Here is a 19,667-nt window from a genome sequence, read left to right as displayed (position 1 = left end):
CAAATGATGTAAATAGAAAGGCAAGCATATGGACACCTTGCGCTCAATGACTACATTTATACGTACGGTAGAGCTAGGAAGTTTAAGCAAAGCCGCGTCTGTGCAGCAAATAACGCCACAAGCGGCGAGCAAGGCTTTAGGGCAACTAGAAGCCCATATAGGGGCAAGGCTTTTTCATAGAACCACGCGCAGCATGTCTCTCACTGAAGAAGGGCAGCGCCTGTATGATTCTGCCAAGCCCTCCTTATTTGGATTGGAGCAAGCGTTGGATGCCGCCCGCCAAACCCGAGAAGGATTAGCCGGTCCATTACGCATTGTGGGGCCGCGCACGGTTTTACTCTCAGTGCTTGGTCCGGTTTTAGATGAGTACTCACGATTGTATCCAGAAGTGCAACCAGATATTCAGCTGGATGACCGCATTGGCAATTGGGTTGATGATAGAGTAGATGTGGGATTTAGGTTAGGTAACCCACCGCAAGATGGTTTGGTGACAAGAAAGTTGTTTTCTATGCAACTTATAGTCTGTGCGGCACCTAGTTACTTAAGAAAGTATGGAACCCCACAAACACTAAGCCAACTTGACACTCATCGATGCAGTGCATTTCGCCGGCCTAGTGATGGAAAAGTGGTGCCGTGGCACGTTAAGATTGGCGAAAATGTAGTAGAAAAACATATTAACCCGGCTTTTTCAACCAATGATGAAGGATTCGAACTTAGAGCAGTTTTAGCAGGTGAAGTGATTGGTCATTTAGCAGTTCCTACTGCTGCAAAGTACATTCGTGAAGGCAGCTTAGTACCATTACTAATAGAGCATATGGTCGATAATCTTGCTTTGTATGTCTATTACGGAAGCCGGGCCTCTCAACCAGCGAGAGTACGTTGCTTCATTGATCTTGTTATTGAAAGACTAGCTAATAGTAAAGAGTTTGTTTTGAGCGATAACGAGTTAACAAAAGCACATACTAAAGTATTTAAGTTGTAATTGAGACTATCTGCGAATGACTGCTTTGGGCCGAATCGAGACATTAGTTTTTTAATTCCTGCTCTTAAAGTTTATGTTTGCATATATTAAATATACTGACATTCAAGAAATATCCAATATTCATTAATAGGCTTGCGACAAAATTTTCTTAGTAGTATCAAAAAAGGCTCTTAGTAAGAGCCTTTTTAGTTTCAATACTCGACTGACTTTAACTCTATCGACAGACTTTATTACCTTCTGACAGACTTTATTAATTTCTATCAATAGTTAACTAAAGATTAATCATTGGTTGTAGACGGGATTTTATGAATGGTCAAATCTGCGCCATCATATTCCTCTTCTGCAGTTAACCTAATACCAACCAATTGCTTCAGTGCGCCATACACAACAAACCCACCCACTAACGCAACCGTTACACCCACTGCCGTGCCAAGTAATTGCGATGTAAAGCTCACACCACCCATACCACCCAAGGCTTTCAGCCCAAAAATACCAGCAGCAATACCACCCCAAGCACCACATAGACCGTGTAATGGCCACACACCTAGCACATCGTCAATTTTCCAGCGCTGCTGCGTCAAGGTAAATGTCAGCACAAATAATACGCCTGCAATCGCACCAGTGGCTAGTGCACCTAGCGGATGCATTACATCAGAGCCAGCACATACCGCAACTAAACCAGCTAAAGGGCCATTGTGTACAAAACCCGGGTCATTTTTCCCCATGACCAAGGCAGCTAAAGTGCCACCTACCATTGCCATCAGTGAGTTCACTGCAACCAAGCCGCTGATACCCTGAACCGACTGTGCAGACATCACGTTAAAGCCAAACCAGCCTACTGTCAGTATCCATGCACCCAGCGCCAGAAACGGAATATTTGACGGTGGATACGCATGCAAACGGCCATCTTTACTATAACGGCCATTGCGCGCGCCCAGTAAAATAACAGCCGCTAGCGCGATCCAGCCACCCATTGCATGCACAACTACCGAGCCTGCAAAATCATGAAATGACGCACCAGTTGCGGTCTTTAGCCACTCTTGCAATCCGTAGTGATTATTCCATGCAATACCCTCAAAAAACGGATATACAAAACCAACCAAGGTGAATGTAGCAATCATTTGCGGATTAAATTTCGCACGTTCTGCAATGCCGCCAGAAATAATCGCTGGAATCGCAGCTGCAAATGTGAGCAAAAAGAAAAATTTAACTAAACCGAAACCATTTTTAGCCGCTAATACCTCAGCGCCACTAAAAAAATCTACGCCATACGCAATGCTGTAGCCAATAAAAAAGTATGCAATGGTAGAAACAGAGAAATCCACCATGATTTTAACCAGTGCATTAACCTGATTTTTATGTCTAACTGTACCGACCTCTAAAAAGGCAAAACCTGCGTGCATTGCAAGCACCATAATGGCGCCAAGCAATACAAATAAAACATCATTTGCTGAGACTAATGCTTCCATTTCAATCACCTATTAACATTTTAAGCCCCGCAAAATAAGCAAATATCACGCCAAAACATAACTTATTGTTTTGTATAGACCTTACCTAATGAAGCATGGAAATATTGCACTATAATTGTGCTATTGACAGTGCATTGCACTAAATGTGTGCAATTGGACTTAAGGGGATTACTTTCAACCTAGATTAATGCGTTGCCGGCACCCTCTTTTAGGACCATGCTGGCAGCATCTGGATTACCAGACCAAAAGTGATAAAACTCACGTACCACGACTAAAAACAAACGGCGGCTATGCTTAATGCTAAATAATGGCAAGGTCAGATCTACCGCAGCGCGGTACGCCTTACTATCTTTATCTGGCGCTGTGCGCAGACGAATGAGTATAATTTTTGCTAACTTAACACGCGTATCAACTAAGGCTTGCTCTGCACCTTCAAAACGCAGGGCTTGGGTATATGCTTTTAAAGGCCAATTTTCAGCAGCCTCAAACTTCTCTGTTTCCAAGCTATCGGATAGCAACTTGAGTGTTACTTGCACTGGCCGCCAATCAATAGGCTTAACATCAAAGCCAGGATTAATATTTAACGCGGCAATCGCTTTAAAATCCTGCATCCAGAACGGGTAGAACTCACGCGCTGTGGTAAGGCTGTCATGCCAAGCCTCTACCGGAACCGAGTCCATTACAGTTTCTATAATATCGCGATAGATTTCACCGTTAGACACTTGCCCCGCTAGCTTCTGAGCTAAAAGGTCTAAAAATAACGAGCGCCTATGCAGCACGGCGCTGTTTGCGCCTTTAGCCTGCAACAACTTTAAATAAGCATCGATGGCTTCTTTTTCACGTATTTCATTCATGCGGTAATGACTCTTATCAATAATCCTATGAAACAATAACTGATGATGCGAATGTTCGCTTACAATTAAATTAAGTACAATTGCGGCAACAAGCTTGCTAGTGACGACTTGTTAATTATGGATTAACTCGTGCCATATTGTAACCCCAATAGATAAGGTTTCTTGAATGACAAACGAACAAGCACTTAATTACATGCATAATCTATTACGTGGCATGCTTGATAAAAAGGCCTCGGATTTATTCATTTCGGCAGACTTTCCTCCCGCCATGAAAATTGACGGGAAAATGACGCCCGTTACCCAACAGAAGCTGACCGGAGAGCACACCAAAGCCTTTGCTGAGGCGCTGATGAATGAAAAACAGCGTACTGACTTTGCAACGGAAAAAGAGTGTAACTTTGCCATCTGGCCTAAAAGCATTGGCCGCTTTCGTGTGAATGTATTTGTACAGCAAGAAAAAGTAGGGATGGTACTGCGCACGATTACCACAGACATCCCTAAATTTGATGATTTGGGCTTACCAGACACCCTGCAAGACGTGATGCTAACCAAGCGCGGCTTAGTCATTTTAGTAGGCGGCACTGGCTCAGGTAAATCAACCACGTTAGCAGCGCTGATTGATTACCGCAATGAAAACACTTACGGACACATCATCACAGTAGAAGACCCTGTGGAGTATGTGCATCAAAGTAAAAACTGCCTAGTGACGCATCGAGAAGTAGGTAGAGATACCAACGGGTGGTTTAACGCTCTTAAAAACACACTGCGCCAAGCACCTGATGTGATTTTAATTGGCGAGATTCGCGATAGAGAAACCATGGAATTTGCACTGGCGTTTGCAGAAACCGGTCATCTTTGCATGGCAACCTTACATGCCAACAGTGCCAACCAAGCAATTGACCGCATCATTAACTTCTTCCCGGAAGAGCGCCACGCGCAGTTGCATATGGATTTATCGCTCAATCTAAAGGCTTTTATCTCACAGCGCCTCGTTTCCAGAACGGGTGGTGGCCGTTGTGCTGCCATTGAAATCTTGCTCAACTCACCGCTGATTTCTGACCTGATTTTAAAGGGTGAGACCAACATGATTAAAGAGGTGATGGCTAAATCTACCGAGCTAGGCATGCAAACATTTGATCAAGCCCTCTTTAATTTATGCGAAGAAGGCCGCATTACTGAAGATGATGCCCTACGTAATGCAGACTCCATCAATGAGTTGCGTTTACGCTTTAAATTGCATGGTAAAAACGCAGGCAACGCAAAAAGCTCATCCAGCTTTGATAACCTATCGCTACATGAAGATGAGCCTGATGAGTCCGAACTAGACCCTTTATAAAAATGAGTATGCATTAATGGAAATGATTTTAATTATTATCCTATTGGCCATCGGCTGGTTTTGGATAGACAGTTTAAACAAACGTGAACGCGCAATTCTGCTCGGCAGCGAGCTTGCGGCTAGATTCAACCTGCAGCTACTGGATGAATCTGTCGCCTGCAGCAGAATATGGCTGGGACGGAATCGCCGTGGCCACGTGCAGTTTTTACGTACTTACGAGTTTGATGTCAGCGCCAGCGGCAATGACCGCCTGCATTGCCAACTCATGCTATTAGGTAACCAGCTAGGCTATTGGCATATTCCGCCATACCTGCAACCTGTTAACTAAGCTTTACCAGCATGTACGTAGGCCGCTTTGCCCCCTCCCCCACAGGCCCCTTGCACTTTGGCTCTCTGGTGGCTGCCGTCGCCAGCTTTTGTGAAGCAAGAGCCAACCAAGGGCGATGGTTAGTACGCATGGAAGATTTAGACAAGCCGCGCGAAATCGAAGGTGCGGCAGATACAATTTTGCATCAACTGGAAGCGTTTGGATTTGAGTGGGACGATACAGTCGTTTACCAAAGCCAACGAAGCGCACTGTATGCTGATGCACTTGATCAACTCAATCGCAAGCAGCTGATTTACCCATGCACTTGTACCCGCAAGGAAATTGCCGACTCCAGCACCACTTTCGGCATTGATGGGCGCATCTATCCAAAAACTTGCCTGCACCACCCAATCAAACCTGACACCGCGATGGCCTGGCGCATCCAGACTCACAACAATGTAATTAGCTTTGATGACGGCATTCAGCAATTGATTCAACAAAACATTGGCCTTGATGTAGGCGACTTTATCTTAAAGCGCGCGGACGGTTTATTTGCTTATCAGCTGGCAGTAGTGGTAGATGATGCCGCGCAAGGCATCACACACATTGTGCGTGGTGCCGACTTATTAGATTCCACACCGCGCCAGATATATTTGCAGCTACAGTTAGACTTTTCCACGCCAAAATATGCACACGTGCCGGTTGCAGCTAATGCCAACAATGAAAAACTCAGCAAACAAACACTGGCAAAACCCATAGAAGTAAGCACTGCCAGCGAACTACTCTATGATGCTTTATGCTTTTTAGGCCAGCAGCCACCTGCTACCATCAAAAATGCACCATTAAATACCATATGGCTGTGGGCTATCGAACATTGGGCAATGTCTGCCATTCCACAAACCAAGCAGATTATTATTGCCAACTAACACCCTAGCCTACTCCACATATATTAAGCGGCCAACTATGGCGACTTTTAAAATACTCCATGCAAACATTTTGAATGCTGCACGCTAATGTTAAAATGCTAGGATGAATAAATTACCAGACACCCTACAACGTTTTGTTTTTGAAAACACGCCCATACGCGGCAACCTTGTTAACCTGACAAGCACACTACAACTAGCGCTGAATAAGCAGCACTTACCTGCTGGCTTAAAGCGCGCACTTGGTGAGTTAATGGCAGCCAGCGCACTACTAACCGCCACCCTTAAAATGAGCGGCTCTCTGGTATTGCAGATTCAAAGTAAAGGCGCTCTAAAATTACTAGTGGTAGAGTGCAACTCAGAATTTGGCATTCGCGCCACCGCCAAGTGGAAAGGTGAAGTGTCCGACGAGCAAGGTTTATTTGACCTTATTTCTCACGGTCAATTTATGATTACGCTAGACCCTAAAGATGGCCGTCAGGCTTATCAGGGCATCGTCTCGCTTGAGGGTGACAGCATCAGCACCATTTTAGAGAACTACATGCTGCGCTCGGAGCAAATTGACACCAGAATCTGGCTACATTGCGATGGCAACGCCGCAGCAGGCATGCTGTTACAAAAGCTGCCAGACACCATGAATCAGGTAACAAAAACTGAAGACCTCAGCACTCAAGATTTAGATGCATGGAACCGTATCGGGCATTTAGCCGGCACCATTACAGACGACGAACTACTTAATTTGCCGACAGAAACCATACTGACGCGCTTATTTCATGAAGAAGATGTACGGCTGTTTGAGGCAAGTAATACTAAATTTTATTGCAGCTGTTCACGTGACAGTGTTTCCAGCATGTTGCGCATGCTAGGCAACGATGAAATTACCAGCATCATTGAAGAGCAAGGCAAAATTGAAGTGAATTGCGACTTTTGTAATGCTCACTACAGCTTTGATAAAGTGGACGCAACACAATTAATGGTGAGTGAAGTGACAACAAAAGCGCATCCAGAGGTGCATTAAACTTTTGCTAGTATATGGGCTAGACTATGCGGTAGCTACAGCTACCGCACCCCATTACCCCCCAAGCAGTCAGCGCAGCATCAACCAGCCACACACAAACTCAACTGTTAGCTACACTGCACCTTTACTCTCACATCCATCTGGGACATACCTACCTACATAAGCGTGGTAAATACTCATCTGGTATATTCGTTTTGTTTTCACCCTTTACCGTCATATTGTCTGGGGCTTTTGCATTTCCGCACACCCATGCCACAGGCACAACTTTTGATTCTTCAATCACCGCTGGCCTCAGGCTCAGTATTTTGTCTTTAATTTTTGGGTGTGCTTTATTACCAAAGGTCATATGAATAGCACCATTTTCAATTTTCGTATCGGTAATAAAGTTACTCACCACTTTATTACTGCTAGGTAAATCTGCAGCGGCATTATCAGGCAACATTTCTTGAGAGAGCGACCATGCGGTAGCAATTGGTGTCTTAGCAATATCCGCTAACGGTAATGCCGCGGTAATTTGCTCTTTAATAATACGGCTCATACTGGATGGAATCGCCACCATTGCCAAAATACCCATAATCACAACGATTGCCATCATTTCTATCAAACTAAAGCCACGCTGTGCCGGTCGAGCAGTATCCCCAACGGTTTGATTGTCTGTCTGGTATTTAGCTGCTTGGTATCTGCGCATCAATATAGATCCTTATGTTTCAACGTTTATTTCAATGATGCCTGACGCATGCGTTCAAATAAACAAACGGCAGCAGCGGCACCCGCATTAAGAGATTCCACCGAGCCCAGTGCAGTAACGGCCATGGGGATGGTAATCCGTTTGGTTGCTGCTGCCATGGTTTGGTGGCGCAGCCCTGCCCCTTCATTACCAATCACAAAGGCGGTAGGTGTAGATAGGTCTTGCATATACAGTGAATCACCTTGCATAGCGGTAGCATAACTATTACCGTCAAACTCCTGCAATGCTTTAATTAAATCTACACGCTCCACAATCGGCAATACAAACTGTGCACCCTGCCCGCCACGCAACGCCTTAGGCGACCATGCATCGGTACAGCTAGTGCTCAGGTAAACCACATCAACACCAGATGCAGCCGCTGTGCGTAGCATGCTGCCAATATTACCCGGGTCTTGTATATCTTCTAGCATTAATGCAAATACTGGCTTCTCTGGAACAGGCAATTGCGGTATTTTTACTAGGGCTAAAATACCGGTAGCATTGGTCACCGGAGTAAGCTCTGCGAACATCAAAGTAGGTAGCATGATGGTTGGAATATCCACCAACGCCTGTATCAAGCCAGTGGCTTCTACGCTGCTTTTACCTTCTGGAATAATGATTAAATCCGGCTCACCAAATGTGTCTATATAGGACTCAATCAAATGAACGCCATCCAATAGCGTTTTGCCCTCAGCTCTGCGCTCGCGCGCATTATCTGCAAATTTCTTAAGTTGCTTAAAAACTGGATTGTCGCGAGAGATGATGTGCTTAAAAGACATATAACCGTGGTGTATAAATTAAAGGCCTAGTTTAACCCAAACTCGCTTGTAGTCACATCATGATTGCAGTAAATTAGCGATGCAATTGATATAAATGAAGTCCATGTAGATTCTAATAATCATTATAAGATTGGAGTAATTATGTCATTATCAAAACGTGCACTTGCTGAGCTAATCGGCACATTCTGGTTAGTATTAGGCGGCTGTGGCAGTGCCGTACTCGCTGCCGGTATTCCAGATTTAGGCCTAGGTTATTTAGGTGTTTCTTTCGCGTTCGGCTTAACCGTGGTGACTATGGCTTACGCAATCGGCCATATCTCGGGCTGCCATCTCAACCCTGCAGTTTCGATTGGCCTAGTTGCAGGCGGCCGCTTTAGCGCTAAAGAACTCCCTCACTATATTATTGCGCAAGTGCTAGGCGCTATTTTAGCTGCCGTGCTGATTCGTACCATTGCCAGCGGCATGGAGGGCTATACAGGCGGTTTAGCATCAAACGGCTTTGCAGAACACTCACCGCACGGTTACAGCATGGTGGCAGGTTTAATCACCGAAATCGTGATGACCGCGATGTTCTTATTTATCATCATGGGCGCTACTGATAAACGTGCACCTGCAGGGTTAGCACCATTAGCTATCGGCTTTACATTGGTGCTCATTCACTTGATTAGCATCCCTGTCACCAACACCTCAGTCAACCCGGCACGCAGCACTGGCCCTGCCTTGATTGAAGGTGGCATTGCATTGCAACAGCTATGGCTATTTTGGCTTGCTCCTATTGTTGGTGCTGTAATCGGTGCATTTGCTTACAAAACCATCAGTCAAGACTAAGCTGTAATTAAGCGCAACATCACAATGCCCGCACTGAAACATGCGGGCGTTTTTATTTGTGCCTTATAATACTGGCTATGGCTAAAAAACTATCTATCGAACGCATATTACACAACCAAGGCTTTGGCGCACGCAAACTATGCCGCATTCTTGTTATTAACGAAGAAGTGACGGTCAATGGCGAGTTATGCAATGACCCTGACGCCACTTTTGAGCTAGAAAACCTGCACTTCACCATTAAAGGTGAAGCATGGGATTATCGTGAGAAGTCTTACCTCATGATGCACAAACCCAGTAATTACGAATGCTCACATAAAACCCAGCATCACCCAACCATCTACAGCCTACTGCCACATCCGTTAGTTGAGCGCGGCGTGCAATGCATAGGCAGGCTGGATGAAGACACCACTGGGCTGATTTTAATCTCTGACGACGGACAATTCATTCATCGCATGAGCTCACCTAAACACAAAGTGCCCAAAGTATATGAGGTCACTTGCAAACATGCCGTCAGCGATGAGCAAATCGCCCATATTTTAAAAGGCGTACAACTGATAGATGAAGATGCGCCGATTGCAGCCCTCGCCTGCACCAAAATCAATGACCATGTGATTCACATGACGCTTGCAGAGGGTAAGTATCATCAAGTTAAACGCATGGTTGCCGCTATTAGCAACCGTGTAGAGGCGTTAAAACGCATAAAAATCGGGCGCTTGGAGTTACCGCAAGATTTAAAGCTTGGAGAGTGGCGCTGGCTAAGTGAAGCGGACCTTAACGCATTAAAGGCAGAGAACCAGTAACCAATACATTGATAGCCATCACGCTGCACCCGCAATTAACAGCATGCTATATGCCATTTAGAACGGAAGCCCTATGAAACGCATTTACCAATATTTCTTTCGCGGCCTGCTTACAGCCTTGCCATTAGGGCTTACCGTATATTTGCTGTATACGTTTTTAACATGGGCAGAACATATCGCCATGTGGTGGGTGCGCCCCATCATCGGTGACTTCTACATCCCAGGCTTGGGCCTAATACTGGGGTTAGGCGGCATCGTGCTGCTGGGCTACCTCGTCTCCCACAAATACATATACAAAGTACTGTCACTCATTGAGTTTCCATTTACAAACCTGCCGGTTGTAAAAAGTATCTATTCATCGCTAAAAAGTTTTGCAGATTACTTTGCACCGCATAAAAAAGGCAGTTCACAACAGGCTGTGACCTTAAAGGTTCCGGGGCACCAGCTTGAAATAGTGGGATTAATCACCAGAAAAAATACAGATGGCCTGCCAGAGGGGTTTATTCAGGGTGACCGTGTTGCCGTGTATTTACCCATGGGCTATATGATTGGTGGCTATACTGTTTTTGTGCCACGTGACTGGTTAACTCCGATTGACATGTCGGTCGAAGAAGTCATGAGTGCATCATTATTTGCGTGGATGTCTAAACCAGACTAATGTCAGTCAATGATTTAAATAGCTAGCGATAGAATTTTTAAACCGCTTAACAGTCAGACGGCTAACTATAAAAAGATTAAACTTGCTCACCATGACACAGTTCAACATACGCTACTTACTTATATCCATCTGCTTGCTGCTCTCTTCATGCATGGGCGTACCCGATAAGGTAAAAGTGATAGAAAGCTTTGATGCAAACCAATACCTAGGCACATGGTATGAAATTGCAAGGCTGGATCATAGTTTTGAGCGTGGTTTAGACAACGTAACCGCCACCTACAGCCTGCGCGATGATGGCGGGATTAAAGTGATTAATCGTGGATTCAATGCAGAGAAAAAAACATGGAAAGAAGCAGAGGGTAAAGCCTACTTTATTGACCCGGCTAACGCAGACAAAACTCATACAGGTAAACTGAAAGTATCGTTCTTTGGCCCATTTTACGGCGCGTACAATATTATTGAACTGGATAAACCGTACTACAACTACGTAATGATTTGCGGCCCGGATAAATCTTACTTCTGGATACTTTCGCGTACACCTCAATTATCATACCCAATTAAGCAACACTTAATTGCGCAGGCCAAAGAGCTTGGCTTTGCTACAGACAAACTCATCTACGTGAACCAATCGCCAGAAGTGGTCAATTACGAGGCTGGGCGCCACGTTACACATTAGGCGCCAGTTTCACTTTACTTCACAACAGTCAGTTTATATCCAGCTTGTTTAAGGCTAGCAATCAGCCCAGTTGACCCAGCCAAGTGTGAAGCACCCACGACTACAAATACGCTTTTATCTTGTGCTTTAGCAAGTACTCGTTCGGCCATCACCGCATTGCGCTCATCTAGCAGCTTAACGCGCATTTTTTCCCAAAGGGGCGTAGGCAGCATACTGCCAGTAATTTGCGCGTTCAGCGCAGCCAGTTTGTTAGCATCGCCTTTTAAATAAGCTTTGATTAAGCGTTCGTAATCACGCTCTTTGGCTTGATGGCTGCGCTTTAACACCTGGCGTAAAAAAGCCAACTGCTCATCAGGGGTCAAGCTATCCATCACTGCAAAATGCTCAGCCGCAGATTCTATGCCCTGCACTTCCTTACCATTGTCTTCAGCGAGGCGCATCAGCAAATTATCTTGCGCATATGGGGTGAGTGGTCTTGGCGAATCAAACACAACCGCCAGCAACCACGGTTTAGTTCGTAGCGCAGTTTCTCTATGCATCACATGAAAATCAGCTAAGGCATACAACTGCTCAAGCTCTTTAGGGCTCAAGTTTGTCTTAAGATCAGTATCTTGCGACTGCAAAATGCGTGGATCTTGCGGGGCATCAGCCTCCATCATAAAAGCGTCAACAGATTTTAAAGCCGCCAGCACGCTGGGAGAGAAGTCTGTTACTCGGTTGTCATCAGTATGAATCGACCCAAACAGATAAATCGGATGTGAAGTTTTAGACTCTGCTTTCCAAAACAGGCCCTGTTCTGCAAAGGCAGGATTACTGAGCCCAACGAACAACAACAGAGGAATGAGGGCTTTGTTTAAATTAGACATCAATGAACTTAACATCACATTGCCCTCATACAAAATGCTTAAGTTAAGAGTACTTACGCTTTTTCTCTGTGGTGCGTCTAGGCCGCACAGTTCGCTCTAATTGCTCACCGCGTACCGTCGTTACCGGTTTAGTTGAAAGCGGCTGCCAAGCAGGGATCAAACAATGCTTGCCACTGCCAATTAAATCGTCACGCCCCATCTTTTTCAGTGCTTCACGTAACATCGGCCAGTTATTTGGGTCATGATAACGAATAAAGGCTTTATGTAATTTACGCACATTGCCCGCTTTAGGGATGGGCACATCATCAGAGTCTACCGTCACTTTACGCAACGGATTTTTACCTGAGTGATACATCGCAGTTGCCATCGCCATTGGCGTAGGCGTAAAGGTTTGCACTTGGTCTAATTTGAAATCGTACTTCTTCAACCATAATGCCAAGTTCAGCATGTCATCATCTGTGGTGCCAGGATGTGCCGCAATAAAGTATGGAATCAAATATTGCTTCTTACCCGCCTCAGCACTGAACTTCTCAAACATGACTTTAAATTCGTCATAAGCACCCATACCAGGCTTCATCATTTTGCTCAGCACATTTTCTTCTGAGTGCTCTGGCGCAATTTTCAAATAGCCGCCCACATGATGCTGCACCAATTCTTTGACATATTCTGGTGACTTCACTGCCAAGTCATAACGCAAACCAGAGCCGATAAGAATTTTCTTCACACCTTTAATAGCACGTGCTTTGCGATACAACTGTATCAAAGCACTATGATCAGTATTTAAGTTTTCACAAATACCTGGGTAAACGCAGCTTAGCTTACGGCAATTTTTTTCTATAGTTTCAGATTTACATGCAATACGATACATATTGGCAGTAGGGCCGCCTAAGTCTGAAATCACGCCGGTAAAGCCATCTACTTTATCGCGGATTTCTTCAACCTCTTTCAAGATAGATGCTTCACTACGGCTTTGAATAATACGGCCTTCATGCTCGGTAATACTGCAGAAGGTACATCCGCCAAAGCAGCCGCGCATGATGTTCACGCTAAAACGTATCATCTCCCAAGCTGGGATTTTTGCATCTTTATACGCGGGGTGTGGCTTACGTGCATAAGGCATGTCATACACGTAATCCATTTCTTTAGTAGTAAGCGGGATTGGCGGCGGGTTGAGCCACACTTCACGGTCACCATGCTTTTGCACTAAAGCACGTGCATTGCCCGGGTTAGCTTCCAAATGCAGCACCCTTGAGGCGTGGGCATATAACACAGGGTCACTCGCCACCTCTTCAAACGCAGGCAAACGTACGACCTGTTTAGTTCTATCTGCTTTAGGTGCTTTTAACCTGAGGTTAGGGACAATTTCAATGGCTTTTGCACCATCCGGTAATTCTGTTTTGGCCTTTGCTTCATCCGTGGCACAGCTCGCATCAGATTTACCCATTTTCATTTCATATGGGTCAACTGGCTTATCTACAGCACCAGGGCGGTCCAGCTTAGTACTTTCAATCTCACTCCAGCCTTCTGGAATCTTCTTACGTAAAAAGGCGGTACCGCGAATATCTTGAATATCGGCAACTTTCTCGCCTTTCGCAATTCTGTGGCTAAGCTCAACCAATGCGCGCTCTGCGTTACCATACAATAAAATATCGGCTTTAGAATCCACTAAAATACTACGACGCACTTTATCTGACCAATAGTCATAATGCGCAATACGGCGCAAGCTCGCCTCAATACTACCCACCACTAACGGCACATCAGAGTAAGCCTCACGGCAGCGCTGGCTATACACTAGCACCGCACGATCCGGGCGTTTGTTAGGTGCAGCATCTGGCGTGTAAGCATCATCACTACGGATTTTTCTATCCGCAGTATAGCGATTCACCATACTATCCATATTGCCAGCGGTCACACCAAAATAAAGATTAGGCTTACCTAAAACTTTAAACGCATTGGCGTTTTGCCAATCAGGTTGCGCAATAATGCCAACTCTAAAACCCTGAGCCTCTAATAAACGGCCCACCAAAGCCATACCAAAGCTAGGATGGTCAATATAAGCATCCCCAGTAATCAAAATAATGTCGCAACTATCCCAGCCAAGAGCGTCCATCTCGGCACGTGACATTGGTAAAATTGGCGCAGGCCCAAACCGCTTCGCCCAATAAGGGCGATAGCTAGGAATAGGCTTTGCTAACATTGTTGAGTATTGTTCCAAGGTATCTACTATAAATCGATAAAAGTGCGCGCATTTTACGCGCTAATCATATGATTAAGAAGCTTTTTTATAGTTCAATTACACCAAAACTAAAACCGGGCAAATTAAATGCGGTTTTTTTGATAACAGTCACCCGCAATATTGCATACAATACAGGCATGATCCGCCCATGAGAACATACTAAAAACTATGTGTGACTACGCAAATTTAGTAAAAACTTTGCATCAATTTGCAGAAAAAGCCAAAGACAAACCACTAACTGTGGGCGAAGCACTAGACTCACTAGATGAAGCAGGCTACGCATTTATCTGCATCATACTGGTTTTACCGTTTTTGCAACCCATCCCACTAGGCCCATTCACAGTACTGGGCGGAGTCGCCTTTGCCACACTGGGCTGGCAATTACTACATGGACACGAATCGCCGGTACTGCCAAAACAAATATTGGCGATTGAGTTTAACGAGAGCACATGGAGAATGCTAGTTAAAGTCTGCCTGGAGATTTTGGGCTTATGCAGAAAAATCAGCAAACCACGCTACCCCTTTATTGCAGAGGGAGTACGTGGGCAAAAAATAGGGGGCTTTATCTTATTGGCAGCTGGCGGATTGATGGCAATCCCATTTGGGGTATTACCATTCAATAACTTTCTACCTGGCTTGGCCATCTTGTTTTACTGCATTGGTGAGCTTGAAGATGATGGGCTAATGTACCTTATCGCATTTTTTTGGCTTATTGTTACAGTGATATATTTCAGCGCATTCTTCTTTGCACTCTGGTACTTTGGTGAAAAGGCATTAGCGTTTTTTAAAATATTTTAAAATTTGAATGCGCCTGTTACTAACATTTGCACAAAACAAAATTAGTACAGCAAATACTAAATGGTCGGCATATTCTCAAGATTTGTAAGTTCTTAATTAATTATTTAATATCGAGACTCAGGACAACAAAAATAAGAAAGGGCAATAGGTTCCAGCCATGTATATCCATTTTCAAGTTGTTCATAATATATGAAACCCGTCGGCCGCTATAATCACTGTTAAAGCGCATGAGAATGAGCAAACTTATTACATTGGTTCTTGCAGTATCTTGCTCAGCAGCATTTGCCGCAGAGCCTGAGTGCAAAGCCAAACGTTCAGTTCAATATGAACCCACACAAATTAAACTCTCGGGCTTAGTACATATTGCTCATTCAAAACACCCTAACGGCACTAAACTCACTTATCCGGTTCTTTTTCTAAAAAGCCCAATTAGGGTTTCAGGTGAAGTTGGTGCTATAAACCCAATTAACCAAACTGAACAATGTGTTAGTCAAATACAACTTTATTCACCAAACAATAAACTCAACACGCAGCTGTTGGCCGCAGAGTCAAATATGGTATCTGTCACAGGTACGCTTTTCCACTCACATACAGCTTGGCACATGCGTAAAATTGTCATGTCGGTAAAAGAGGTTAGGGGTAAAAGTGCGCTCTAACCCATCAGTCAAGTGGCACTGGCTAAAGCCAGCTCCTTAACTCAAACGTTAGGCACATCAAATACAGCATTCAATGGGGGAGTTATGCGTAAAACACAAATTGTTATTTTCTTGGCATTCCTAAGTATCGCTCTTTTCGACAATGCCTATGCTCAACCAACTGAAAACACTGATGCCACAAGCTCTGTTGGACTAACGCCTGAAAGTGTACCCGCACCAACACCCAAATTAACTGACATCGTGGATTTCACAGAACTACGCGAAACATTCGCAAAACGTGCGGATTATGAAACGCTCTGTGAAGCCGTCGGACCTGCAAATGAGTGGAAAAAAGCAATGGATGCCAGGAATTACAGTGGAGCCTACAATATTGTTACCAAATTACTATCTCGATGTCCTGTTGATGCAAGATTTCATTTACGTGGTATTGATTCCCTAAAAGAATTGGGGAGAACAGATAAGATAACCGAGCATAAACGGTGGTGGATTGGTTTAACGGACTCAGTGCTTAAATCAGGTGACGGCAAAACCCCTCAAACAGCACTAGTGACTATCTCTATCGGGGAGGAGTACGCAACATTGATACGTTTGGGTCTCAAACGTGGGAAACAATCTTTAGTAAATGGTCCGCCACTAGTGGATATGCATATTGTACAGCCGGTAAACGACAGCACTAAACGAGTTACAATTTACTTTAATCCCCATTGGCATTTTATTCGACTCACCCATAGAGTGAATTAAGTACCAGGAAAATACCCAACCCACCATTCAAGCGGGACTGTCTAAAGCCAGTCCCTTAACTCAAACGTGAGAGCTTTAACAAAATAAGGGAGAAAGTTTTGAAAAAACAAATTACAAATATTTCACCAGTTCAAACAGCTAAGGTCTTTGCTGTGCTTTATTTCATCATGAGCATACCTTTTGTAGCTCTTATGGCAATTAGCTTTGCTTTTGCGCCAGCACCAAGACCTCCTATGGGGTTCCTACTAGCTTTCCCTTTTATTTATCTAATTTTTGGGTTTATTTTCACAGCTCTCGGTGCTTGGGTTTACAACAAGGTCGCTGGTTGGGTTGGTGGCATTGAGTACACATCAAATGAGCAACCCTAACCCATCGGACGCCTAATGGTGCCCCTTAATTCAAACGTTAGGCCTCTATGCGCACTCAAGCCGCACTAGACGAATTTGCACAACATTTGACAGATGTTTTTCGATTGTTCGGACCAATTTCTTTACGCCGAATGTTCTCTGGCTATGGCGTCTTTCACGATGGAATTATGTTCGGTTTAGTTTCGCAAGAAACACTGTACTTAAAGGCCGATGCCGAAAACTCTGCGGATTTCCGAAACCAAGGGCTTAGTCAATTCGAGTATGTCCGTCAGGGAAAAATCATTGGACTATCCTACTATCAGGCACCAGAAATAGTGCTAGAAGACGTCAATGAGGCTGCACTCTGGGCGCGCCGCTCGTTTGAAGCTGCACTACGTGCAGACGCATCTAAAACAAAGGCTGTTCGGAACCGTCATAGACATGAAGTCTAACCCATCATTCAACATGGAAGCCCTATCACTTGAACTATGTGTCGCTTGCGAAGCCGACGCTAAAGAAATTGCAACCCTCGTGAACAGGGCCTACCGGCCTTCCCCGCAAAATGCTGGCTGGACACATGAAGCAAATCTCATTGCTGGTGAGAGAACCTCCACCGAGCAAGTGCTTTCTCTATTTCACGAACAATCTACGATTTTACTCTTGCGTCTTGGGCAAGAAATCGTCGCTTGTGTACATGTGCAAGGTGGTCACTACTGCGCGTACATTGGCATGCTGGCCACCAATCCGGTAATGCAAGCACAAGGTCTTGGCAAGCAAATGTTATTTCACGCAGAGGCGTATGCCAGTGAACACTTCAATGCTTCGGTACTGAAAATGTCGGTTTTATCTTCACGACCAGAGCTGTTAGCTTTCTACGAACGGCGCGGCTATGTACTTACCGGGCAGGCAGAGGAATATCCGTTGTCGGCCGATGTCGGTCAGCCAATAGTCACTGGCATTCAAGTTTTGTCGTTGGAAAAAGCATCGGCTCACCCATCACTCGAGCAAGAATCGTAAAAATGTAGCCTAAACAGTTTCATCAATCTGCGTTATTACTTTATATTTAAAACTTACATTTAAATAACGCTTCTAAGGGATGATGTGCCACATGCTGCATGTTCAGCGCAATATGGTAGAAGCCAGCAAATCAAGACTAAGTTTATGAGCCACGGTTATTATCAACTTTCTAATGGTCGGGTTGCCAGTATAGATGGTGAGTGTGACTTTCCACCGTTAACTGAAGCACTCAGCGAACCTAATGGTTTAATCGCGATTGGCGGCGACTTATCCCTGCCCCGCTTATTACTTGCTTATCACCAAGGTATTTTCCCTTGGTTTAGCGAGGGTGAACCTATTCTGTGGTGGAGCCCTAGCCCGCGCATGGTACTGTTCCCCGACGAGTTAAAAATATCAAACTCACTACAAAAAACGCTAAAGAAAAAAACGTTTGAGGTAAGGTTTAACACTCAGTTTCATGCAGTCATTACTGCGTGCAGTAGCACCTTGCGCAGCCAGCAGGCAGGCACTTGGATTACTGAGGACATTATTGATGCTTACTGCAGATTGCATGATGCTGGCTTTGCGATTTCAGCCGAATCTTACTTAGATGGTGAATTGGTCGGCGGCTGCTACGGAGTACGCATAGGGCAGATGTTTTATGGTGAAAGTATGTTTCATCACAAAACTGATGCCTCCAAGGTGGCTTTTGTAAGCTTGGTACAGCACCTAACAGCGCAGGGCATTGGCCTCATTGATTGCCAAATGAAAACAGCGCATTTAGCCAGCTTAGGTGCGCGCGAAATTGACCGTACAGAATTTGCATCGCAACTATCTACACTTACGCAGACCAGGCCGAGCAACAGAGAATAAAAATAGGGTTATACTTTTGCCATGAGCTTACCTAGCGATACACCACTACACAAACTGCAATTTTACGTCACCACGGGCTACACTTGCGGCTACCTGCCCAATAGAATGGCGCAAAGCTTGATCGCAGCACCGCAACATCTGGTGGACGCAAATGTATACAGTGGCCTAATTCAACAAGGTTTTAGACGTAGTGGAAAGTTCTCTTACAGACCGCATTGCGAGAATTGCCAAGAGTGCGTGCCGGTAAGAGTTGTTTTAGAAACATTCAGCCCCAACCGCAGCCAGAAGCGTGCGTTTAAACAGCACCAAAACCTCACTACCACAATACTGCCGATAGGCTTTCATGAAGAACACTATGCGCTGTACGCCAGCTATCAACGCGCACGCCATACTGATGACAAAACGGCAGATCAAATGGAGCCTGACTCAGACTCGCAAGAAAATGATGTGGAGCAGTACCAAAGCTTTTTATGCCAATCTAACGTAGAAAGCGTCCTCGTTGAGTTTAGAGAAGGAGACCAGCTAAAAATGGTCAGTGTTATCGATATTGTGCGCGATGGCGTATCCGCGGTTTACACCTTTTATGACACCAGCGATAGTACAACCAGCTATGGCACCTACAACGTTCTATGGCAAGCGTTATGGGCGCAAACCTTAGGCTTACCTTACCTATATTTAGGCTACTGGATTAAAGACAGCAGAAAAATGGCCTATAAGCAAAATTACAAACCGCTGGAAAAACTGATAGACGGTGAATGGCGTTAAATATCTGATAAATACCCAATACAATCATACAG

At 44.8% G+C, this 19,667-nt stretch carries 23 protein-coding genes; 17 read left to right on the top strand and 6 right to left on the bottom strand.

From position 1 onward, the window contains the following. The first annotated feature begins 46 nt into the window (after positions 1-46). Entirely contained in the window at positions 47-982 is a 936-nt protein-coding gene (locus ACSSU7_RS01775) for a LysR family transcriptional regulator (RefSeq protein WP_492517033.1), read from the top strand. A 278-nt stretch (positions 983-1,260) separates the two neighbouring features. Here ACSSU7_RS01775 and ACSSU7_RS01770 read toward each other — a convergent pair whose 3' ends face one another. Both ACSSU7_RS01770 and ACSSU7_RS01765 read right to left on the bottom strand, forming a co-directional pair. Continuing rightward, a complete protein-coding gene (locus ACSSU7_RS01770) occupies positions 1,261-2,451 on the bottom strand; it encodes an ammonium transporter (protein WP_492517032.1) in 1,191 nt (396 codons plus the stop codon). A gap of 179 nt (positions 2,452-2,630) precedes the next feature. Next, on the bottom strand, positions 2,631-3,305 hold the full coding sequence (locus tag ACSSU7_RS01765; protein ID WP_492517031.1) for a hypothetical protein: 675 nt from the start codon (positions 3,303-3,305) through the stop codon (positions 2,631-2,633). A 166-nt stretch (positions 3,306-3,471) separates the two neighbouring features. Here ACSSU7_RS01765 and ACSSU7_RS01760 point away from each other — a divergent pair, with 166 nt between their 5' ends. From ACSSU7_RS01760 to hslO, 4 genes are all read left to right on the top strand, one after another. Continuing rightward, a complete protein-coding gene (locus tag ACSSU7_RS01760) occupies positions 3,472-4,641 on the top strand; it encodes a PilT/PilU family type 4a pilus ATPase (protein ID WP_492517030.1) in 1,170 nt (389 codons plus the stop codon). Between the two features lie 16 nt (positions 4,642-4,657). After that, complete coding sequence (locus tag ACSSU7_RS01755; protein WP_492517029.1) at positions 4,658-4,969, top strand: DUF3301 domain-containing protein; 312 nt, start codon at positions 4,658-4,660, stop codon at positions 4,967-4,969. Between the two features lie 11 nt (positions 4,970-4,980). Further along, on the top strand, positions 4,981-5,874 hold the full coding sequence (gluQRS, locus tag ACSSU7_RS01750) for a tRNA glutamyl-Q(34) synthetase GluQRS (protein WP_492517028.1): 894 nt from the start codon (positions 4,981-4,983) through the stop codon (positions 5,872-5,874). Positions 5,875-5,977: 103 nt separating this feature from the next. Next, the gene (gene hslO / locus ACSSU7_RS01745) at positions 5,978-6,889 is read left to right on the top strand and encodes an Hsp33 family molecular chaperone HslO (RefSeq protein ID WP_492517027.1); all 912 of its coding nucleotides are present in this window, start codon (positions 5,978-5,980) and stop codon (positions 6,887-6,889) included. Positions 6,890-7,040: 151 nt separating this feature from the next. Here hslO and ACSSU7_RS01740 read toward each other — a convergent pair whose 3' ends face one another. After that, on the bottom strand, positions 7,041-7,577 hold the full coding sequence (locus ACSSU7_RS01740; protein ID WP_492517026.1) for a pilin: 537 nt from the start codon (positions 7,575-7,577) through the stop codon (positions 7,041-7,043). A gap of 26 nt (positions 7,578-7,603) precedes the next feature. Then, complete coding sequence (locus tag ACSSU7_RS01735) at positions 7,604-8,395, bottom strand: TrmH family RNA methyltransferase (RefSeq protein WP_492517025.1); 792 nt, start codon at positions 8,393-8,395, stop codon at positions 7,604-7,606. A 141-nt stretch (positions 8,396-8,536) separates the two neighbouring features. Here ACSSU7_RS01735 and aqpZ point away from each other — a divergent pair, with 141 nt between their 5' ends. From aqpZ to ACSSU7_RS01715, 4 genes are all read left to right on the top strand, one after another. Next, entirely contained in the window at positions 8,537-9,223 is a 687-nt protein-coding gene (gene aqpZ, locus ACSSU7_RS01730) for an aquaporin Z (protein WP_492517024.1), read from the top strand. A 77-nt stretch (positions 9,224-9,300) separates the two neighbouring features. Continuing rightward, entirely contained in the window at positions 9,301-10,023 is a 723-nt protein-coding gene (locus ACSSU7_RS01725) for a 16S rRNA pseudouridine(516) synthase (protein WP_492517023.1), read from the top strand. Positions 10,024-10,096: 73 nt separating this feature from the next. Then, entirely contained in the window at positions 10,097-10,681 is a 585-nt protein-coding gene (locus ACSSU7_RS01720; RefSeq protein WP_492517022.1) for a DUF502 domain-containing protein, read from the top strand. A 91-nt stretch (positions 10,682-10,772) separates the two neighbouring features. Beyond that, positions 10,773-11,357, top strand: coding sequence for a lipocalin family protein (locus tag ACSSU7_RS01715; RefSeq protein ID WP_492517021.1), 585 nt, complete (start codon positions 10,773-10,775; stop codon positions 11,355-11,357). A 14-nt stretch (positions 11,358-11,371) separates the two neighbouring features. On the opposite strand, the gene ACSSU7_RS01710 is transcribed toward ACSSU7_RS01715, so the two are convergent. Together ACSSU7_RS01710 and ACSSU7_RS01705 are read right to left on the bottom strand one after the other, a co-directional pair. Continuing rightward, positions 11,372-12,223 (bottom strand): TraB/GumN family protein, encoded by an 852-nt coding sequence (locus ACSSU7_RS01710; protein WP_492517020.1) that lies wholly within the window; start codon positions 12,221-12,223, stop codon positions 11,372-11,374. Between the two features lie 43 nt (positions 12,224-12,266). Beyond that, positions 12,267-14,420 (bottom strand): YgiQ family radical SAM protein, encoded by a 2,154-nt coding sequence (locus ACSSU7_RS01705; RefSeq protein WP_492517019.1) that lies wholly within the window; start codon positions 14,418-14,420, stop codon positions 12,267-12,269. Between the two features lie 237 nt (positions 14,421-14,657). On the opposite strand from ACSSU7_RS01705, the gene ACSSU7_RS01700 reads away from it, so the two are divergent. The 8 genes from ACSSU7_RS01700 to ACSSU7_RS01665 all read left to right on the top strand — a co-directional run bounded on the left by ACSSU7_RS01700 (position 14,658) and on the right by ACSSU7_RS01665 (position 19,635). Continuing rightward, positions 14,658-15,257, top strand: a complete 600-nt coding sequence (locus tag ACSSU7_RS01700; RefSeq protein WP_492517018.1) for an exopolysaccharide biosynthesis protein — start codon at positions 14,658-14,660, stop codon at positions 15,255-15,257. Positions 15,258-15,490: 233 nt separating this feature from the next. Continuing rightward, positions 15,491-15,913, top strand: coding sequence for a DUF4431 domain-containing protein (locus tag ACSSU7_RS01695; protein WP_492517017.1), 423 nt, complete (start codon positions 15,491-15,493; stop codon positions 15,911-15,913). Positions 15,914-15,997: 84 nt separating this feature from the next. Beyond that, positions 15,998-16,654, top strand: coding sequence for a DUF4919 domain-containing protein (locus tag ACSSU7_RS01690; RefSeq protein WP_492517016.1), 657 nt, complete (start codon positions 15,998-16,000; stop codon positions 16,652-16,654). Between the two features lie 98 nt (positions 16,655-16,752). Beyond that, a complete protein-coding gene (locus ACSSU7_RS01685) occupies positions 16,753-17,022 on the top strand; it encodes a hypothetical protein (protein WP_492517015.1) in 270 nt (89 codons plus the stop codon). Between the two features lie 47 nt (positions 17,023-17,069). Next, positions 17,070-17,453 carry a TfoX/Sxy family protein gene (locus ACSSU7_RS01680; protein WP_492517014.1) on the top strand — a complete coding sequence of 128 codons (384 nt, stop codon included), beginning with the start codon at positions 17,070-17,072 and terminating at the stop codon, positions 17,451-17,453. Then, positions 17,443-18,018, top strand: coding sequence for a GNAT family N-acetyltransferase (locus tag ACSSU7_RS01675; RefSeq protein WP_492517013.1), 576 nt, complete (start codon positions 17,443-17,445; stop codon positions 18,016-18,018). The genes ACSSU7_RS01680 and ACSSU7_RS01675 overlap by 11 nt, the downstream gene beginning before the upstream one ends. 144 nt (positions 18,019-18,162) lie before the next feature. Next, on the top strand, positions 18,163-18,870 hold the full coding sequence (gene aat, locus ACSSU7_RS01670; RefSeq protein ID WP_492517012.1) for a leucyl/phenylalanyl-tRNA--protein transferase: 708 nt from the start codon (positions 18,163-18,165) through the stop codon (positions 18,868-18,870). 21 nt (positions 18,871-18,891) lie between these two features. Next, positions 18,892-19,635 carry an arginyltransferase gene (locus ACSSU7_RS01665; protein WP_492517011.1) on the top strand — a complete coding sequence of 248 codons (744 nt, stop codon included), beginning with the start codon at positions 18,892-18,894 and terminating at the stop codon, positions 19,633-19,635. Positions 19,636-19,667 lie beyond the last annotated feature (32 nt).

This window comes from Methylotenera sp. E1MeOHC1 (assembly GCF_058745595.1).
This window is presented reverse-complemented; position numbering and strand designations above follow the sequence as displayed.

What these genes read in the sequence shown, in the direction of transcription:
- ACSSU7_RS01735 (WP_492517025.1), bottom strand. Translation starts at nt 8,395, where the DNA reads ATGTCTTTTAAGCACATCATCTCTCGCGACAATCCAGTTTTTAAGCAA.
- ACSSU7_RS01675 (WP_492517013.1), top strand. Translation starts at nt 17,443, where the DNA reads ATGAAGTCTAACCCATCATTCAACATGGAAGCCCTATCACTTGAACTA.
- aat (WP_492517012.1), top strand. Translation starts at nt 18,163, where the DNA reads ATGAGCCACGGTTATTATCAACTTTCTAATGGTCGGGTTGCCAGTATA.
- ACSSU7_RS01705 (WP_492517019.1), bottom strand. Translation starts at nt 14,420, where the DNA reads ATGTTAGCAAAGCCTATTCCTAGCTATCGCCCTTATTGGGCGAAGCGG.
- ACSSU7_RS01755 (WP_492517029.1), top strand. Translation starts at nt 4,658, where the DNA reads ATGGAAATGATTTTAATTATTATCCTATTGGCCATCGGCTGGTTTTGG.
- ACSSU7_RS01665 (WP_492517011.1), top strand. Translation starts at nt 18,892, where the DNA reads ATGAGCTTACCTAGCGATACACCACTACACAAACTGCAATTTTACGTC.
- gluQRS (WP_492517028.1), top strand. Translation starts at nt 4,981, where the DNA reads ATGTACGTAGGCCGCTTTGCCCCCTCCCCCACAGGCCCCTTGCACTTT.
- ACSSU7_RS01720 (WP_492517022.1), top strand. Translation starts at nt 10,097, where the DNA reads ATGAAACGCATTTACCAATATTTCTTTCGCGGCCTGCTTACAGCCTTG.
- ACSSU7_RS01740 (WP_492517026.1), bottom strand. Translation starts at nt 7,577, where the DNA reads ATGCGCAGATACCAAGCAGCTAAATACCAGACAGACAATCAAACCGTT.
- ACSSU7_RS01770 (WP_492517032.1), bottom strand. Translation starts at nt 2,451, where the DNA reads ATGGAAGCATTAGTCTCAGCAAATGATGTTTTATTTGTATTGCTTGGC.
- ACSSU7_RS01680 (WP_492517014.1), top strand. Translation starts at nt 17,070, where the DNA reads ATGCGCACTCAAGCCGCACTAGACGAATTTGCACAACATTTGACAGAT.
- aqpZ (WP_492517024.1), top strand. Translation starts at nt 8,537, where the DNA reads ATGTCATTATCAAAACGTGCACTTGCTGAGCTAATCGGCACATTCTGG.
- ACSSU7_RS01765 (WP_492517031.1), bottom strand. Translation starts at nt 3,305, where the DNA reads ATGAATGAAATACGTGAAAAAGAAGCCATCGATGCTTATTTAAAGTTG.
- ACSSU7_RS01690 (WP_492517016.1), top strand. Translation starts at nt 15,998, where the DNA reads ATGCGTAAAACACAAATTGTTATTTTCTTGGCATTCCTAAGTATCGCT.
- ACSSU7_RS01710 (WP_492517020.1), bottom strand. Translation starts at nt 12,223, where the DNA reads ATGTCTAATTTAAACAAAGCCCTCATTCCTCTGTTGTTGTTCGTTGGG.
- ACSSU7_RS01775 (WP_492517033.1), top strand. Translation starts at nt 47, where the DNA reads ATGACTACATTTATACGTACGGTAGAGCTAGGAAGTTTAAGCAAAGCC.
- hslO (WP_492517027.1), top strand. Translation starts at nt 5,978, where the DNA reads ATGAATAAATTACCAGACACCCTACAACGTTTTGTTTTTGAAAACACG.
- ACSSU7_RS01760 (WP_492517030.1), top strand. Translation starts at nt 3,472, where the DNA reads ATGACAAACGAACAAGCACTTAATTACATGCATAATCTATTACGTGGC.
- ACSSU7_RS01715 (WP_492517021.1), top strand. Translation starts at nt 10,773, where the DNA reads ATGACACAGTTCAACATACGCTACTTACTTATATCCATCTGCTTGCTG.
- ACSSU7_RS01695 (WP_492517017.1), top strand. Translation starts at nt 15,491, where the DNA reads ATGAGCAAACTTATTACATTGGTTCTTGCAGTATCTTGCTCAGCAGCA.
- ACSSU7_RS01725 (WP_492517023.1), top strand. Translation starts at nt 9,301, where the DNA reads ATGGCTAAAAAACTATCTATCGAACGCATATTACACAACCAAGGCTTT.